The sequence below is a fragment of the Helicobacter sp. MIT 03-1614 genome (genome assembly GCF_000762925.2).
Classification (GTDB): Bacteria; Campylobacterota; Campylobacteria; order Campylobacterales; family Helicobacteraceae; genus Helicobacter_C; species Helicobacter_C hepaticus.
In genome coordinates, this window is the sequence record NZ_JRMS02000002.1 from 107,477 (window position 1) to 122,887 (window position 15,411).

The 15,411-nt window shown below is 35.8% G+C and carries 17 protein-coding genes; 12 read left to right on the forward strand and 5 right to left on the reverse strand.

The window, feature by feature from the left end; translation table 11 throughout:
- Positions 1 to 5: 5 nt before the first annotated feature.
- The 3 genes from LS66_RS01800 to LS66_RS01810 all read right to left on the reverse strand — a co-directional run bounded on the left by LS66_RS01800 (position 6) and on the right by LS66_RS01810 (position 3,185).
- Entirely contained in the window at positions 6 to 629 is a 624-nt protein-coding gene (locus LS66_RS01800) for an NAD(P)H-dependent oxidoreductase (protein WP_034365747.1), read from the reverse strand.
- Positions 630 to 700: 71 nt separating this feature from the next.
- On the reverse strand, positions 701 to 2,503 hold the full coding sequence (typA, locus tag LS66_RS01805; protein WP_034365749.1) for a translational GTPase TypA: 1,803 nt from the start codon (positions 2,501 to 2,503) through the stop codon (positions 701 to 703).
- A gap of 109 nt (positions 2,504 to 2,612) precedes the next feature.
- Positions 2,613 to 3,185: an adenylate kinase gene (locus LS66_RS01810; RefSeq protein WP_011116610.1), complete on the reverse strand. Its 573-nt coding sequence runs from the start codon at positions 3,183 to 3,185 to the stop codon at positions 2,613 to 2,615.
- A 113-nt stretch (positions 3,186 to 3,298) separates the two neighbouring features.
- On the opposite strand from LS66_RS01810, the gene LS66_RS01815 reads away from it, so the two are divergent.
- A complete protein-coding gene (locus tag LS66_RS01815; RefSeq protein ID WP_236096954.1) occupies positions 3,299 to 4,087 on the forward strand; it encodes a DUF3943 domain-containing protein in 789 nt (262 codons plus the stop codon).
- Between the two features lie 18 nt (positions 4,088 to 4,105).
- Here the strand turns inward: LS66_RS01815 and LS66_RS01820 are convergent, their stop codons facing one another.
- Together LS66_RS01820 and LS66_RS01825 are read right to left on the reverse strand one after the other, a co-directional pair.
- On the reverse strand, positions 4,106 to 4,687 hold the full coding sequence (locus tag LS66_RS01820) for a hypothetical protein (protein ID WP_011116608.1): 582 nt from the start codon (positions 4,685 to 4,687) through the stop codon (positions 4,106 to 4,108).
- A gap of 12 nt (positions 4,688 to 4,699) precedes the next feature.
- On the reverse strand, positions 4,700 to 6,250 hold the full coding sequence (locus tag LS66_RS01825) for a DEAD/DEAH box helicase (RefSeq protein WP_236096955.1): 1,551 nt from the start codon (positions 6,248 to 6,250) through the stop codon (positions 4,700 to 4,702).
- A gap of 154 nt (positions 6,251 to 6,404) precedes the next feature.
- Here LS66_RS01825 and LS66_RS01830 point away from each other — a divergent pair, with 154 nt between their 5' ends.
- Genes LS66_RS01830 through LS66_RS01880 form a run of 11 tightly spaced genes read left to right on the forward strand, consistent with a single transcriptional unit; the run spans position 6,405 to position 15,386 of the window.
- Positions 6,405 to 7,145: a cytochrome c biogenesis CcdA family protein gene (locus LS66_RS01830; protein ID WP_034365752.1), complete on the forward strand. Its 741-nt coding sequence runs from the start codon at positions 6,405 to 6,407 to the stop codon at positions 7,143 to 7,145.
- A gap of 1 nt (position 7,146) precedes the next feature.
- The gene (locus LS66_RS01835) at positions 7,147 to 8,427 is read left to right on the forward strand and encodes a metal-dependent hydrolase (RefSeq protein ID WP_034365754.1); all 1,281 of its coding nucleotides are present in this window, start codon (positions 7,147 to 7,149) and stop codon (positions 8,425 to 8,427) included.
- The gene (locus LS66_RS01840) at positions 8,427 to 9,251 is read left to right on the forward strand and encodes a mechanosensitive ion channel family protein (RefSeq protein ID WP_011116604.1); all 825 of its coding nucleotides are present in this window, start codon (positions 8,427 to 8,429) and stop codon (positions 9,249 to 9,251) included. Before LS66_RS01835 ends, LS66_RS01840 begins: the two co-directional genes overlap by 1 nt.
- A complete protein-coding gene (locus tag LS66_RS01845; protein WP_034365757.1) occupies positions 9,251 to 10,525 on the forward strand; it encodes a metal-dependent hydrolase in 1,275 nt (424 codons plus the stop codon). The genes LS66_RS01840 and LS66_RS01845 overlap by 1 nt, the downstream gene beginning before the upstream one ends.
- On the forward strand, positions 10,522 to 11,001 hold the full coding sequence (locus LS66_RS01850) for a low molecular weight protein-tyrosine-phosphatase (RefSeq protein WP_034365760.1): 480 nt from the start codon (positions 10,522 to 10,524) through the stop codon (positions 10,999 to 11,001). Before LS66_RS01845 ends, LS66_RS01850 begins: the two co-directional genes overlap by 4 nt.
- A 36-nt stretch (positions 11,002 to 11,037) precedes the next feature.
- Positions 11,038 to 11,421 (forward strand): Spx/MgsR family RNA polymerase-binding regulatory protein, encoded by a 384-nt coding sequence (locus tag LS66_RS01855; protein WP_011116601.1) that lies wholly within the window; start codon positions 11,038 to 11,040, stop codon positions 11,419 to 11,421.
- Positions 11,422 to 12,792, forward strand: a complete 1,371-nt coding sequence (locus LS66_RS01860) for an NlpC/P60 family N-terminal domain-containing protein (RefSeq protein WP_011116600.1) — start codon at positions 11,422 to 11,424, stop codon at positions 12,790 to 12,792.
- Positions 12,789 to 13,658, forward strand: a complete 870-nt coding sequence (locus tag LS66_RS01865) for a metal ABC transporter solute-binding protein, Zn/Mn family (RefSeq protein WP_011116599.1) — start codon at positions 12,789 to 12,791, stop codon at positions 13,656 to 13,658. Before LS66_RS01860 ends, LS66_RS01865 begins: the two co-directional genes overlap by 4 nt.
- Before the next feature lie 3 nt (positions 13,659 to 13,661).
- Positions 13,662 to 14,393 carry a metal ABC transporter ATP-binding protein gene (locus LS66_RS01870; RefSeq protein ID WP_034365762.1) on the forward strand — a complete coding sequence of 244 codons (732 nt, stop codon included), beginning with the start codon at positions 13,662 to 13,664 and terminating at the stop codon, positions 14,391 to 14,393.
- Positions 14,386 to 15,198 (forward strand): metal ABC transporter permease, encoded by an 813-nt coding sequence (locus LS66_RS01875; RefSeq protein ID WP_034365764.1) that lies wholly within the window; start codon positions 14,386 to 14,388, stop codon positions 15,196 to 15,198. Before LS66_RS01870 ends, LS66_RS01875 begins: the two co-directional genes overlap by 8 nt.
- Positions 15,195 to 15,386, forward strand: coding sequence for a DUF5408 family protein (locus tag LS66_RS01880; protein ID WP_011116596.1), 192 nt, complete (start codon positions 15,195 to 15,197; stop codon positions 15,384 to 15,386). The genes LS66_RS01875 and LS66_RS01880 overlap by 4 nt, the downstream gene beginning before the upstream one ends.
- The last annotated feature ends 25 nt before the right edge of the window (positions 15,387 to 15,411 follow it).

A 15,411-nucleotide genomic window follows, 5' to 3' on the forward strand; every position in this document is an offset into this window, starting at 1 on the left:
CCCCCTTATTTATATTCAACCAATTCATCAAGCGTGATTCTATAACGTGCCTGCTGCGCTTTACCGCGATAACCAAAACATACAATCAAACTTACTTGTTCTTTAAAGCGATCCAATCCATAAAGCTCCTCTACTTTGCGTTTTTCAAAACCTTCAATATAGCAAGTGTCAATTTTAAGATAACTCGCATAGCTTACCATATAAGTAGCCATAATATAAGCCTGTAAAGCGCTCCAATGCGCAATTTTCTCATCAGTAAATCCACGTGCTTTAAGGTAATCTCCTAGTCGGCTACAAAAAGTCTCATATCCATTTAAATCCATTTTTCGCCTAAAAGTATTGCGTTTAGCATATTCACTTGGTGGCACTAAATCGCTTTGTAAGCTTTTAAATACCACTACTTCACTTGCACTTGTAATTTGTGGCTGATCCCAACATAGCGGACGCAATGCTTTCTTTGCTTCATCACTGCGTAAAACTAAAAGCCTTGTAGGCTCCATACCAAATGAACTAGGAGCAAGTCGTCCTACTTCTAAAATTTCCTCAAAGGTTTCTTTTGGGATTTTTTTGTTCTCATCAAAAAGTTTGCAGGAGTGGCGAAAATAAATTGATTCTAAAAAAGGATTCATTGTTTTTCCTTTATTTAATTTTAAGCCATTGGCTTAATAAAAGGGTGGCAAACACCCCTTAATAAACCAACTTATTTTGCTTTTGCTCTTTTACGCATATTTGGCTCTAGAATCTTTTTACGGATTCTAATAGTTTGAGGAGTTACTTCAAGTATTTCATCATCTTCTATCCATTCTAATGCCCTCTCTAGTGTTAAATCCCTTGGTGGCACAAGTTTAATCGCTTCATCAGCCCCACTACTACGCATATTAGTTAAGTGTTTTGCCTTAATAGGATTAACATCTAAATCATTATCTCTGCTATGCTCACCAATTACCATTCCTACATATACTTTAGTTTGTGGTGCTATAAAGAGTATTCCTCGCTCTTGGATATTAAAAAGTGAAAAACCTGTCGCATCTCCATTTTCCATACTAATGAGTGCGCCGTTTTTACGAGATTCTACACTGCCGCTAAAGGGACGAAACTCTAAAAAACTATGATTCATAATGCCCTCACCTTTCGTATCTGTCAAAAACTCACTGCGATAGCCGATAAGCCCACGCGCTGGAATCTCAAACTCTAATCTTGTATAGCCATCACTCATAGGATTCATAGCTTTCATCTCTGCCTTTCTCTTGCCAAGCTTTTCAATAATCGCCCCGCTAAAATCTTGCGGCGTATCAATGACTAAATGCTCAAATGGCTCGCATTTCACACCATTCTCTTCTTTGATAATTACTTCAGGACGTGAAATACTAAATTCAAAGCCTTCTCGGCGCAAATTTTCAGCCAAAATGGTAATTTGTAACTCCCCTCGCCCACTCACTTTGAATTTTCCCTCGCCCATTTCTTCACAACGCATAGCAATGTTAGTTTGCATTTCTTTTAAGAGCCTATCTTTAATTTTATTTGCCGTTACGTGTTTGCCCTCCAACCCTGCTAAAGGGCTATCATTAACTGCAAAATACACACTCATTGTGGGTTCTTCAAGGTGCATAGGGTCAAGCGGCATAGGATTAGTAGGACATACAATAGAATCTCCAACATCAACGGCATTAAAACCGGCAATAGCAACAATATCACCGGCTTCAGCAGATTCTATCTCTGTGCGTGCTAAGCCTAAAAAGCCAATAAGCTTACTAATGCGCCCGGTTTCTTTCTCGCCATCACTTTTAGCAAGCATTACATTCTCACCTTTTTTTATACAACCATTAAATACACGAGCAATGCCGATTTTTCCTACATAATTATCATAATCAAGCGTAAATACTTGCATTTGCAAAGGATTCTCTTTTGCACCACTTGGCAGTGGGACATATTCTAAAATTGCCTCAAAAAGAGGTTCAAGATTTTTCTTTTCATCTTCTAACTCTTTGATTGCATAACCATCTCGTGCAGCAGCATAAACCACGGGAAAATCTAATTGTTCATCACTTGCACCCATTGCTACAAATAAATCAAAAACTTCATCAATCACTCTATGAGGTTGGGCAGCTGGCTTATCAATTTTATTAACTACTACAATGGGGCGGATTCCAAAACCAAGTGCTTTTTTCACAACAAACTTTGTTTGAGGCATAACACCTTCTTGTGCATCTACAAGAAGCAGCACGCCATCAACCATTTTAAGCACCCGTTCTACCTCTCCACCAAAATCCGCGTGTCCGGGCGTGTCAATAATATTTATTTTTGTCCCCTTATAATTGATAGCTGTATTTTTTGAAAGAATAGTAATACCTCGTTCTCTTTCTAAATCATTAGAATCCATAACACGCTCATCAATTTGTTCCCTCTCGCCAAAAGTGCCAGATTGAGTAAGTAGCCCATCTACAAGTGTAGTTTTTCCGTGATCAACGTGAGCAATAACAGCAATATTTCTTATATTTTGCATAAAAATGATTCTCTACTTTCCATTTAGAATTAAAGTAAGGATTCTACTATTTTAAGTATAAAAAAACATAAAAGTGAAGAATATAATTTTAAAACATTATTTTAAAGTATTACATTTTCCCTTTAATAAAACTTTCCATTTCACTTACGATTTCCTCAATCATACGCTCACCATTAATTTTATGAAGCACTTTTTGCTTACTATAAAATGTCTCAATATCTTTAAGTGGCGTGAGATACACTTGCATACGATTATTAAATACTTCTACATTATCATCTGCACCTCTTGCCCGTCCTAACACTCTCTCTCTTGCGACAGATTCACTTACTTCAACTTCTATTACGCTCACTAATTGCACTTGATTTTGTGCTTTAAGTTTTTCATCAAGAGCTTCCATTTGCTCTATGCTACGAGGATAACCATCAATAATGATAACATCTTTGGGCGCATTTGCTATGGCATTAATAATTGTGCCAACTACAATATCAAGTGGGACAAGATTGCCCTTACTAATAAAACTATCAATGGTTTTTCCATATTCACTACCACTTGCAACTTCTTCGCGTAATAAATCTCCCGTGGAATAATGCACGATAGAATCCGCATTATCTCTTGCAATGATTTGTGCATCTGTCGTCTTTCCCGAACCGGGCGCACCAATAATTAAAAACAACTTTTTCATAACTATTCTCCTTAAAACTTTAATGGACAAAAAATATTTTTAAAAAAGATTATAGCTTTAAAATCTTAAGATATAATATGATTTCAAATATTCAAATGACAAAGAAAAAGAAGATGAATTTTACATTTACTAATAAATTTAAGCTTATGCTCTTAAATATGTTTTTGGTTTGTAATTCTTGGGGAACACAAATCCCTCACTTAGAATACGAAAAGCTAGAGCCACATACCGAATCTAATGCTCCATTAGATTTGCAAAAACATCAATATTATGAGCCACAAAATAAAATTGCATATTTGGCTGCAAGTTCGGGCATTATACTTGGTGGGACACTCATAAGCGCTGGTGTGCTTTATCTTATGCCTGAGAGTGTAACAAACTGGAACAAAGATGAAATAAAGAATCTTGGCAAAAATTGGGCAAGGAAAACCTCACAGGGACCAGTAGTAGATGCCGATAATTGGTTTTTAAATTGGGTTACACACCCTTATTGGGGTGCAGTGTATTATATGCAACCTCGTGTTGCAGGATATAGCTGGAATATATCTGCACTTTATAGTGTTCTTGCTTCTGCTCTTTTTTGGGAATATGGCGTTGAAGCATTCGCTGAAATACCATCGTGGCAAGATTTAATTGTTACTCCTGCAATTGGCTCAATGTTTGGTGAATTATTCTACCAAGCTTCACTTCGTATCCATAACAATCACGACACAATTCTTGGCTCACGTTTTCTTGGCAAAAGTGCCTTGCTTCTTATGGATCCTATTGGATTTATTTTGAAAGATTTAGGGGTAGCAAAACGAATTGGAATAAAAAATAAAAATGAAGCCCAAAGTTTCATTATGCCACTAAAAAACACAAAGGGTGAAGGAGCACAGATCGTTTTTGCGATGCGTTTCTAGCTCATACATAAATAAAATTTAAATGCTAAAATCATAATAACTTACACTTACAAAAAAAGATTGTGTATCAAAACGTTCTCCAAGCAATTTCTTACTTTTTTCATTAAATCCACGTTGGTAACCCACACTTAGACCATAACCTTTGGCTATATCAATAAAAACTTCTGCACGAGCTATGCCACCATAAATATTATATTGTTCTTTAGGTTCTGGTGTAGCAAGATTACTCATTTCAAATCCTCCTCCAACAAATGCAATTACACGTCCATCAAAGAATCTATATCCAATTTGCCCACCTACAGAAAAATTATATAGTCCATTTTTATTTTCAGAGCCTGCACTCCCATCAATCCACGCATTAAGAAGTAAAGTCTTTCCCTCTGTGAGAATAAAGCCTCGTTTCAAGCCAAAAAGCATTGCATTACGAGCACTTTTATAGTCTTGCAATACTTCATTTCTTTGCGCACCTGTGATTGTAGAATGTAACCAACCAATATTTAGGCTTCCAAAAGTATTAGAAGAAACAGGTGCTGGAGTAAAATCAATTCCCCATACTAAACCCAAATTTAGAACATTTAAAATAATTAAATTCTTTAACAATTTCAATACTTTTTACCCCCAAATGCTATTTGTGTAAGGCTGACTTCTATCAATATTATCATATCGCTTATTATTTTTACTCCCTTTACCACCACGTAGATTACCTTTAGTAGCACTACGTGTATTTCCTACAAATTTTTTATTAGATTTTTTAGGTTGTTCACTTTCATAGTTTTCTTCAAGTTTGGCTATTTGTTCCTTGCTTAAACCAATTTTAAGACTGCTATTTTTTTCTAAATGTAATGAAATGAGCTTAAGACAAAGCTGTGTGGTGTCTATTTTGTCTTTGAGTTTTTCATAAATAGCCACCGATTTATCGCTAATCTTTGTATGCGAAAGTTCCTGTGAAAATGCGTCATCACTATATTCTTGCTTTATCTCGCAGAGTTTAAGTTTGGCTTTGGTAATTTGTTTAATCTTGCTTAAATCTTTATACTCAAGTGGTGTAGCAAGTGTAACTGCAACACCTTTTTTTCCTGCACGTCCTGTGCGCCCTATACGATGCACATAACTCTCAGGATTGAGTGGTATATGATAATTAAATACGTGGCTTACATCACTTATATCTAATCCGCGAGATGCAACATCAGTAGCAACAAGAATTTCAATTTTATTTTCCCTAAATGCCTTAATCGCCTCTCTTCTATCCCTCTGCTCCATATCTCCGTGTAATGCTATAGCTTTAAATCCACGATTTGCAAGTCTTATAGCTAAAGCATCAGCTTCTTTTTTCATACGCGTAAAAATAATGCTTTTTGTAGGATTTTGTGTCTCAATTAAGCGCACAATCGCTTCATCGCGCTCACCTTCATTGATAATATAATATTGCTGTTCAATATCTTGATTTGTAACATCTGTGGGGGTAATTTTTACAAAAGCAGGTTCATTAAGTATTTTCATTGCTAAAGCTTTAATTGGTTCTGGCATCGTAGCTGAAAAAAGTAATGTCTGGCGCGTATTGGGCAAAAATTTAAAAATCTCTTCAATATCATCTAAAAAGCCCATATCAAGCATTTCATCACTCTCATCAAGCACAACAATTTGAGGCGAAAAATGTGCAATTCTACCATTTTGTAAATGGTCAAGTAACCTTCCGGGTGTAGCTATCATTGCTTTAGGTTTTTTCTCAAGCAAATCACATTGTCGTTTAATGCTCTGTCCTCCATACATACAAATTGTTTTAATTCGTCCAAACCGCCCTAATTTTAGAATCTCCTCACTAATTTGCATAGCAAGCTCCCGTGTAGGAGTGATAATAAGCGCTTCAATATCTTTATTGCGATTAAGGGTGTTAAGAATGGGTATAGCAAATGCAGCAGTCTTTCCTGTGCCTGTTTGAGCCTGCGCAATAAGGTCTTTGCCCTGTAAAATAATTGGTATACTTTGAGATTGCACTGGACTAGGTGTGCTAAAGCCTGCTTCTCTAATGCCCTTTAATACAAAATCTTTAAGTCCAAATACATTAAAACCTTGCGTATCTTGTTTATGTTTTGATTTCAATCCTTGTTTTATTGTCGCACTCGGAGACTCTTCTGATTGTTGTATGAGAGAAGCATTATCCATTCGTTTTACCTTAACATTTAATAAGTATCCCAAATTATTCATTTGGCATTTAAAGCGGGATTATAACAAAATTTTGCTCTTTTAAGATTGAAATTTACAAAAATATTATCGCACTTAGATATAATACAGCACTTCCAAAAGTTAAAGGATAAAGGTGAATTTTGACAATACCCTTACAACACTCTACAACACTATGCCTTTTGGAGCAAGTTTTCTCGCTGGAATCTTAACATTTTTAAGTCCTTGTATTTTACCTCTTGTCCCTCCTTATATTTCTTATATTTCTGGCATCAGCATTAATGATTTACACGCGCGCAATACCGCACATAAATCTCGTATTATTTTTACCTCATTGCTTTTTATTGCTGGTTTCTCTTTTGTATTTATTACACTTGGACTTTTTGCTTCATCTGCGCTTGGAACACTCTTGAGTTCATCTTGGATACGCTACATTGCAGGAGGTATTATCATTGCCTTTGGAATACATTTTTTATTTCCATTGAAATTAAGTTTTCTATATAAAACCTTTCAATACAATTTAAACTTTGCGCGTTTTGGTTTTCTTTCTCCATTTATACTTGGGATTGGTTTTAGTATTGGTTGGAGTCCTTGTGTAGGTCCCATTCTCACCTCAATTCTCACTCTTTCACTTTTCAATCCATCTCACGCACTTTGGCTTATGTTAGCTTATTCTGCAGGATTAGGCTTAGCATTTTTACTTGTAGCAATTTTTATTGATATAGGATTAAACTTTTTAAAAAAGCTTAATCGCTTTTTAAGATTTGTTGAAATTATTTCAGGATTACTGCTTATACTTATTGGTGTGTTTATCATTACACAAAAAATGGATTTTTTATTTTTTACTACTTTAGATTCTTGGAACAAGGAGGTTTAATATGCTTTTTCAAAATGCAACACTTTGTGATTATCAAGGCATAAAAAAAGCCGATTTGCGGGCGCAAAATGGTCTTATTACAGACATTGGCTCACTTCAACCCCTAAAAGATGAGGATATATATGATGCTAAAGATAGAATCTTATTTCCTGCAATGATTGACCTTAATGTTGCACCAAAAAGTTTTTCTCTCTCACGCAAAAATCTCCTCTCACTCGCACAAAAAGCACTTAAGGGAGGTGCGGGAAGTATTTTACTTTATCCGCATACCACTCCCTCTTGTAGCGAAAATGGCTCTATTGAGCTTATTAAAAGCCTTAATAAAGAATCTCCCATTCATCTTATTCCTGCAATTAGCCCACTTGATTCTCAAGGCAAACTAAGCGATATTAGCACATTGCATACGAATGGTGCAAAGGCTATTTTTGCACCAAGTGATATTGATGCACATAGCCTAATGAGCATTGCTCAATATGCTCAAATGCTTGATATTCCGCTTATGTGTTTTTGTCAAGACTCATCTGTAGCCGATGGAGTGATGAATGAAGGAATTTTGAGTGCTTCGCTTGGACTTCCTTCTATACCTGCATACAGCCAAACTAAAGAGGTTGCTAAAATTGCCGAAATGTTTAAAAATATGCCAATTAAACTTATTTTTGATACTTTGGTTTATCCACGTAGTTTTGAAATACTCCAATCTTTTAGAGCTATTTACAACAAAACTTCACAAAAAAATAAAGATTCTATGCAATTTGGCGAGACTCCACAATTTTTCACACAAACTTCTATTCATCATCTTATTTTAGATGAAAGTTTATGCGATAATTACAATACTGCAGCCAAGCTCAACCCACCACTTGTAGAAAAAAATGCTCAAAGCAAACTCATTGAGATGCTACAAAATGGATATATTGATACGCTTACAAGCCTTCAATGTGCAGATTTTAATTCTAAAAAAGACCAAGTTTTTGAGCTAGCAAGTTTTGGAGTAGATGCACTTGAGATATATTTTCCTTTACTCTATACTTATTTGCATAAAGCTTATAATATTCCACTTCCGCTTATTTCACAATTTACAAGCTATACACCTGCACAGATTCTTAATCTTAATAAAGGCGCATTACAAGAGGGCAAAATTGCCCAATTATTTGTATTTAATCCTCATACACGCTTTAAAGTAAATGATATGTTTTCACCTTATCATCAACACAATCTTTATGGTAACATTGAAGCGTTTTTGAGCAATGAAATACTCTATACACCCCACACAAAGGAACTATAATGCAAGAACTTAAAAATTATTTCATAGGCTATCTGCCTCAAATTGAACAACTTAGTATCGGATTCTTAAAAGCTGCGCTTATCCTCATTATTGGTTATTATCTCTCGCGTTTTGTGGCAAACAAAATCCGTAAAGCTATTGCAAAACAAGATGAAATACTTGCGCGATTCATTGGGCAAGTGATTTTTGTCCTTTTGCTTGTTGTGATGATTATCGCAGCACTTGGCACTATCGGTGTGCAAACAAACTCTATCATCGCTGTGCTAGGAACTGCAGGTGTGGCTATTGCACTCGGGCTCAAAGATTCTCTTTCATCAGTTGCAAGCGGCATAGTGCTTATCATTCTTCGCCCATTTAAACGAGGAGATTTAATTGAAGTAAGTGGCTTAGTTGGCAATGTAGAAGCTATCAATCTTTTTACTACTAATCTCCGCTTAAATGATGGAAAATTTGCAATTATCCCTAATAGTAATATGGCAACTGCAAATATTATTAATACTACCTATAATGACCAACGCCGCATTGAGCTCATTATAGGCGTAGGATATGAGAGTGATATAGAATCTGTAAAAAATATTATTATTGAAGTATTACAATCCACTCCTGAAGTTGATTTAGAACAACAATATTTTATTGGATTAACTGAACTTGCTTCAAGCTCTCTTAATTTCACACTTCGTTTTTGGGTAAAACTTGAATATGGTGTGCTCAATACGCAAAGTAAAGTTTTAGAATCTATCAAAACAAACCTTGATAAACACGGCATTGAGATTCCCTATAACAAACTTGATATAAATATTGCACAATCTCCTAAGGCTAATTAATGTTACATATTTGGGGAGCACAAGAAGCGTTTATTTGTGATGAGAATTTTTCTATTTTACATAATGGTGCTATTGCTTTTGAAGAAAATAAAGATAAAATCTTAGCTGTGGGGGATTACGAAGCACTATGCTCACAATTTCCTAATGCAAAAACTCATTTTTTTCCTCAAGGTATCTTACTCCCCTCTCTGATTAATACACATATACATTTTGAATTTGGCTCGCATTTGGCACAATTTTGTTATGGAGATTTTGGAGCGTGGCTTGATAGTTTGATGACATCACGTGATGAAGTCCTCAATAGTGGTAATTCTTCTGAAACTATCATTTTACAAGGCATTAATGATCAAATAAATGCAGGTGTAGGAAGTGTAGGTGCAATAAGTAGTTATGGTAATGATATGACTGCACTTGCTTCAAGCCCCTTACGTGTAGTATATTTTAATGAAGCCATAGGAAGTAATCCAAGTGCTATTGATTTTCTCTATGCTCACATATTAGAGCGTCTTGAACGTGCAAAATCTCTCCATAGCCCTACTTTCATACCAGCAATAGCCTTGCATTCACCCTATTCGCTCCACCCTATAATGGCACAAAAACTCATAGACATAGCTGCCAAAGATAAACTGCCCCTTTCAGCACATTTTTTAGAATCCGCACACGAGCGAGAATGGCTTACCCAAAATAGCGGATATTTTAAAACATTTTTTCAAAGATTCTTTAAAATTGAGAATCCTCAAAGCTTTTACTCACCCCAAAGTTTTTTAGATATGCTCTCTCCCCTTAGAGACACTCCACTCTCACTTACACACTGCCTCTATATAAAGGAAGAGGAGGCAAAAATGATAGAATCTCTGCAAGCTTCTATCATTACCTGCCCTCGTAGTAATCGCCTTTTAAACAATGCTTTCTTCACACGCTCCCTTCTACGAAATAAAAAAATCTCTCTTGCACTTGGCACAGATGGCAAAAGCTCGAATAATAATGTCAATCTCCTTGATGAATTACGCACAAGTCTTTATGCATATCCGCAAGAGGATATACTTGCCCTTGCAAAATCATTGATTTTAAGTGCCACACTCTATGGAGCAAAGACTTTGGGGCTAAATAATGGCACATTAAGCGAGGGTAAAAATGTAGATTTTGCCATTTTTGAATTTAGCCAACCTTTATTTCAAACTCATCAATCTCACCCCAATCAATCGCCCCTGCATTTTATTCTCCACGCTACAAAACCTACTCATCTTTTTATCAATGCAAAGGCAGTATTATGAAAGATTCTACAATTCAGAGCATACTTTTTGTGTGTTTGGGTAATATTTGCCGCTCACCCTTAGCTCAAGGTATAGCGCGACACATAGCACAGCAACATAACCTTAATATAGAAATAGATTCTGCAGGGACAAGCGGGTGGCATATTGATGAGCAACCCTGTGCTGGCTCACGCTATATAGCTAAAGAACACGGATTTAGCATTGATGATTTACGAGGGAGACGCGTAAGTGCGTATGCTGATGAAAAATTTGATTTGATTATCGCCCTTGATAGAAGTAATTATGCCGATTTACTCACACTTGGATTCGAAAAAAATAAGGTTAAAAAACTTGGTGAGTTTGGATTAAAAGGAGCAGATATTCCTGACCCTTACACTTACAAAGATATGGAAGGTTTTGAGCGTATATATCAAATGATACATCTTTGCGTGCATAATCTACTTTCTATACACTATCCTGTGATAGAATCTCCCTAACAATACTTCCTCTACAAAAGAATAGAAAGGATAAATATGACAATCTCACTCTATGGTATCAAAACTTGCGGTAGCGTCAAAAAAGCAATAACACTCTTACAAAAACATTCTATTCCTTTTATATTCATAGATTTGAAAACTCACACACCCTCTAAAGAACAACTCGCCTTATGGATTGAACAAAAAGGCATTGAAATTGTGCTCAATACTAAAGGCACAACCTATAAAACACTCAAAAAAGATGGAAAAATTACTGACACAATCTTAAATGCCACACTTCAAATGCAAATTAATACACTTTTTGATACGCCTATGCTTCTTAAACGCCCCATTATCACAAGTGATGAAAATCTTATCATTGGCTACGATGAAAGCGCTATCTTAAGGCTTATTCATATTTTTCAGCAAAGGAAGCTGTAAATGAAATTCTGCCTTACGCATATCATATTTGCCATTCTTTTTGCTTTACTCTTAAATGCTTGTGCAGACAAAATTATCCCTAGCACTGAAGTCAAAGATCTGCAAGCACTTCCTCAAGATGCAATTTTTTATATTCCTACAGATACTAAGATAAAATCTAAGCGCTATTCTGAAGAAACTTTAGCACTCAAAAAAGACTATTTGCAAAAATATTTTTCTCCTTGGCATCAAAAACCAAATCCAAAAAAAAATGAAGTTTTTTGGATTCTCCCCTCACTTCAAAATATTGCCACAGGCAAAGGTAAAACAAGAAGCTATGGTGAAAATCTCCAGGAAATAAACCCACAAGAGGCAAAGAAGCTTATAGATTCTATGAATCTTAGCTCTTATCCAAACCACAATCAAAAAGCCATTATCACCACTACAACTGCAGTGCGCGCAGTGCCTACAAATAAACCCTTATTTAATAAACCGAGTGGTTATCCATTTGATAGATGGCAAAATTCCCTTATTTTCGCAGGCACACCTGTGCTTATCACACATATGAGCAAAGATAAATCTTGGGTGCATATTCAATCTGGCTTTGTCTATGGCTGGATAGAATCACATCATTTTGCCACACTCACGCAAGAGCAAGTAAAAGAAATACAAAGCTACACAAGGTATGTAAGTCCTATTGTTGATGAGATTCCTTTATTTGATTCTCATAAACACTTTACCTCACAAGCACGTATTGGACAGATTTTCCCTGTGTATGGGACACAACTTAAAGAAATGATAGGTATTGCAACCTATGTGCGTTTGAATAATGGCAAGGCTAAAAGAGAGCAAAGCTTTATCTCACTTGATAAAACTAAACCTTTCCCAAGAAAGCTAGATTCTCAAACTATCGCTTCAACAATTAATGCAATGATAGGACAAAAATACGGCTGGGGTGGATATTTGCAAAATCGCGATTGCTCTGCCTTTATCCGCGATATTTTTGCACAATATGGCTTACATCTTCCGCGAAATTCTAAGGCTCAAGTATATTATGGTAAAAATCAAATTGATTTAAGCAAACTTAATCGCAAGGATAAAGAAGCCTTTATTATAGCCAATGCTACGCCTTATCAAAGCATTCTTTGGCTACAAGGACATATTATGCTCTATATTGGAGAATATCAAGGTAGAGCCATTGTCGCACATAGTGTGTGGAGTGTAACCACAGGTAAAAAATATGAAAATATGCTCGGTGGTGTTGTTATCACTTCTTTGTATGTAGGAGATGAACACAATGGTGTATTTGCAAAATCTGAATTGCTTATTGATAGAATCCAAGCTATGTCTGACCTTTCGCAGCTTGCAGCACAAATCAAAGGGCATAAATGAAAGTTATCATAACTCTATGCTTGTGTATTATGAGTATGTTTGCTAAAGAAATCTCGCCTATTAAAGTGCTTGTGAGTGTGCTACCACAAAAAGAAATGATTGAACGCATTGGGGGCGAATATGTTAAAGTAGAGGTGCTTGTGCCTGCGGGCAAATCACCTGAAATTTATGAACCAAGCTTTGCACAAATGAAACATATTCAAAATACTCAAATATTTTTTGGTGTTGGAATGCCTTTTGAATCTACTTGGCTTAAGCGATTTAAAAATACTAATCCTTCACTTATTTATCATAGCCTTATAGATGAAAAACCATCTCAGACTTCTTATCCCCACGCACATAATCCGCATATTTGGCTCTCATTTCAAGCTCTGCAGCCTCAAATTTTACGCATTGGCGATATTTTAAGTAAAATTGATACAACACATTCAGATATGTTTCAAAAAAATGCCTTAAAACTTGTTAAAGAACTTAAAAACATACAAAAACACACTCATATACTTTTCACTTCGCCTAAAGCTCAAAAAAATTTCATTACCTATCACCCTACATTTGCATACTGGAGCACAGAGTTTAACGTGCAAGAATTAAGCTTAGAGCATAATGGCAAAGAACTTAAGGGCAGAGAATTGCTTGCCCTCATCTCACAAGCTAAGGCGCACAATCTTAAAGCAGTTTTTATCCAACCTCAATTTGCCAAATCACGAGTAGAAATGTTTGCAAAAGAATTAGGTTTGCGTATTATTGAACTTGACCCTTTGCGTGAAGACTGGCTTTTATCACTTCAAGAATCTGCTTGTCAAATCGCATTTTCGCTCTCTACACAAGAGAGCAAATCCTGCGTGCAAGAATATTTCAAAGATTAACCTATGTCGCCACTTTTGGATATTAAAGAATTATATTTTTCTTATGGGCGAGAGAATGTGCTTGAAAATGTTTCCTTTAGTTTGCAAGAGAGAGATTTTTGGGCAATCATTGGTCCAAATGGTGGTGGTAAAACAACTTTCATAAAACTTATACTTGGGCTTTTAAAACCTCAAAGTGGAGAGATAAAATTTGCTCGCAATATGAGCATAAAGCATATTGGCTATGTGCCACAAATTACACATTTTAATATGGATTTCCCCATCTGTGTGTATGATGTTATTACAATGGGTTTGCTTAAACCTACAATCTGGGGCTTTAGACCAAAAAAAGCACAAGATATATACGATATAATGAAAAAACTCAATATCACTCACCTTGCAAAAAAACCTTTGTATGCCCTCTCTGGTGGTGAGCGACAAAAAGTTTTAATTGCACGCTCCCTTGTAGATAATCCAAAACTCCTTATTCTTGATGAACCAACCGCAAATGTTGATGTCAAAGCACAAAAAGATATTTATCAACTTCTTGCAACACTCAATGAAAGCCTAAGTGTCCTCGTAGTAAGCCACGATATTTCTGTTATGCTTGGCTATGCAAAAGAAGTGCTTTATATTAATAAATACGCACTTATCCATCAGATTCCAAAACTCAATTTTGATTTGAAAGAACATATTTGCGAAGTAGATATTCTTAACTCTTTTGCTCAAGCTGCACAAGGAGAATCTAATGGCTGATTTATTTTCATATCAATTTGTATGGATTGCGCTTTTTGTCTCATTTTTGGTAAGCGTGTGCAGCGGCATCATTGGTTCAATGATTGTAGCAAATAAAAATGTCTTTGTTGCTGGAGGAGTAACTCATAGCGCTTTTGGTGGTGTGGGATTAGCACTCTTTTGTGGATTTAGCACAATGCTTGGAGCAATGCTCTTTAGCATATTAATGGCTCTTTTTCTTGCCTATGCGTTCTTATACCAAAGACAAAGACTTGATGCATATGTGGGCGCAGGTTGGGCTCTTGGTATGGCAATAGGCGTCATTCTCATTGATTTAAGCCCGGGATATAATAATGACATTTCAAGCTATCTTTTTGGCTCACTCCTTGCCGTAAGTAAAGATGAAATGCTCGCTATGGCAATTTTTGATATAATTATCATCGCATTTGTAAGACTTTATTATTATGAAATCCTTAGCTTGTTTTATGATAGTGAATTTTGCACACTTAGAGGTATGAATGTGCGCGTTTGGACAAGTATTATATTTGTGCTTATAGCTATGGGTGTTGTGATTTCAATGAGTGTTGCAGGATTAATTTTAGTATTGGCTATTCTTTCAATCCCCGCTTACATTGCTAATCTCTTTTCGCATTCGCTTAAAATGATGATGGTAATCTCGTGGCTACTCTCACTTATTTTTATGTGGGCTGGATTTTTTATTGCTTATTGGTGTAATATAAGCATTGGAGCGTGTATAGTTGTGCTTCTCGCACTTGGTATGTTTGCTGCTATAATAACAAATAAATTTATGAGGAGGATTCTATGAGGGAAGAAGAATCGCAAAAAATTGCAAAAAGAGCTGTAAAAATCGCTTTGTTCTGTGTATTTATTACTTTGCTTTTAAGCCTTATTAATATCTATATACTGATTAACCAAATCAGTGCCACAGCAGCAATGAGCAAGGAAATTAAAGTGTTGCAGGAAAAAATAGGCATAAAAAGAGAAATACCTTAAAATTTAAGCGTAAATAAAGGGCATA

Coding starts and splice junctions, on each gene's coding strand:
- LS66_RS01800 (WP_034365747.1), bottom strand. CDS start 629: ATGAATCCTTTTTTAGAATCAATTTATTTTCGCCACTCCTGCAAACTT.
- typA (WP_034365749.1), bottom strand. CDS start 2,503: ATGCAAAATATAAGAAATATTGCTGTTATTGCTCACGTTGATCACGGA.
- LS66_RS01810 (WP_011116610.1), bottom strand. CDS start 3,185: ATGAAAAAGTTGTTTTTAATTATTGGTGCGCCCGGTTCGGGAAAGACG.
- LS66_RS01815 (WP_236096954.1), top strand. CDS start 3,299: ATGAATTTTACATTTACTAATAAATTTAAGCTTATGCTCTTAAATATG.
- LS66_RS01825 (WP_236096955.1), bottom strand. CDS start 6,250: ATGGATAATGCTTCTCTCATACAACAATCAGAAGAGTCTCCGAGTGCG.
- LS66_RS01835 (WP_034365754.1), top strand. CDS start 7,147: ATGCTTTTTCAAAATGCAACACTTTGTGATTATCAAGGCATAAAAAAA.
- LS66_RS01840 (WP_011116604.1), top strand. CDS start 8,427: ATGCAAGAACTTAAAAATTATTTCATAGGCTATCTGCCTCAAATTGAA.
- LS66_RS01845 (WP_034365757.1), top strand. CDS start 9,251: ATGTTACATATTTGGGGAGCACAAGAAGCGTTTATTTGTGATGAGAAT.
- LS66_RS01850 (WP_034365760.1), top strand. CDS start 10,522: ATGAAAGATTCTACAATTCAGAGCATACTTTTTGTGTGTTTGGGTAAT.
- LS66_RS01855 (WP_011116601.1), top strand. CDS start 11,038: ATGACAATCTCACTCTATGGTATCAAAACTTGCGGTAGCGTCAAAAAA.
- LS66_RS01860 (WP_011116600.1), top strand. CDS start 11,422: ATGAAATTCTGCCTTACGCATATCATATTTGCCATTCTTTTTGCTTTA.
- LS66_RS01865 (WP_011116599.1), top strand. CDS start 12,789: ATGAAAGTTATCATAACTCTATGCTTGTGTATTATGAGTATGTTTGCT.
- LS66_RS01870 (WP_034365762.1), top strand. CDS start 13,662: ATGTCGCCACTTTTGGATATTAAAGAATTATATTTTTCTTATGGGCGA.
- LS66_RS01875 (WP_034365764.1), top strand. CDS start 14,386: ATGGCTGATTTATTTTCATATCAATTTGTATGGATTGCGCTTTTTGTC.
- LS66_RS01880 (WP_011116596.1), top strand. CDS start 15,195: ATGAGGGAAGAAGAATCGCAAAAAATTGCAAAAAGAGCTGTAAAAATC.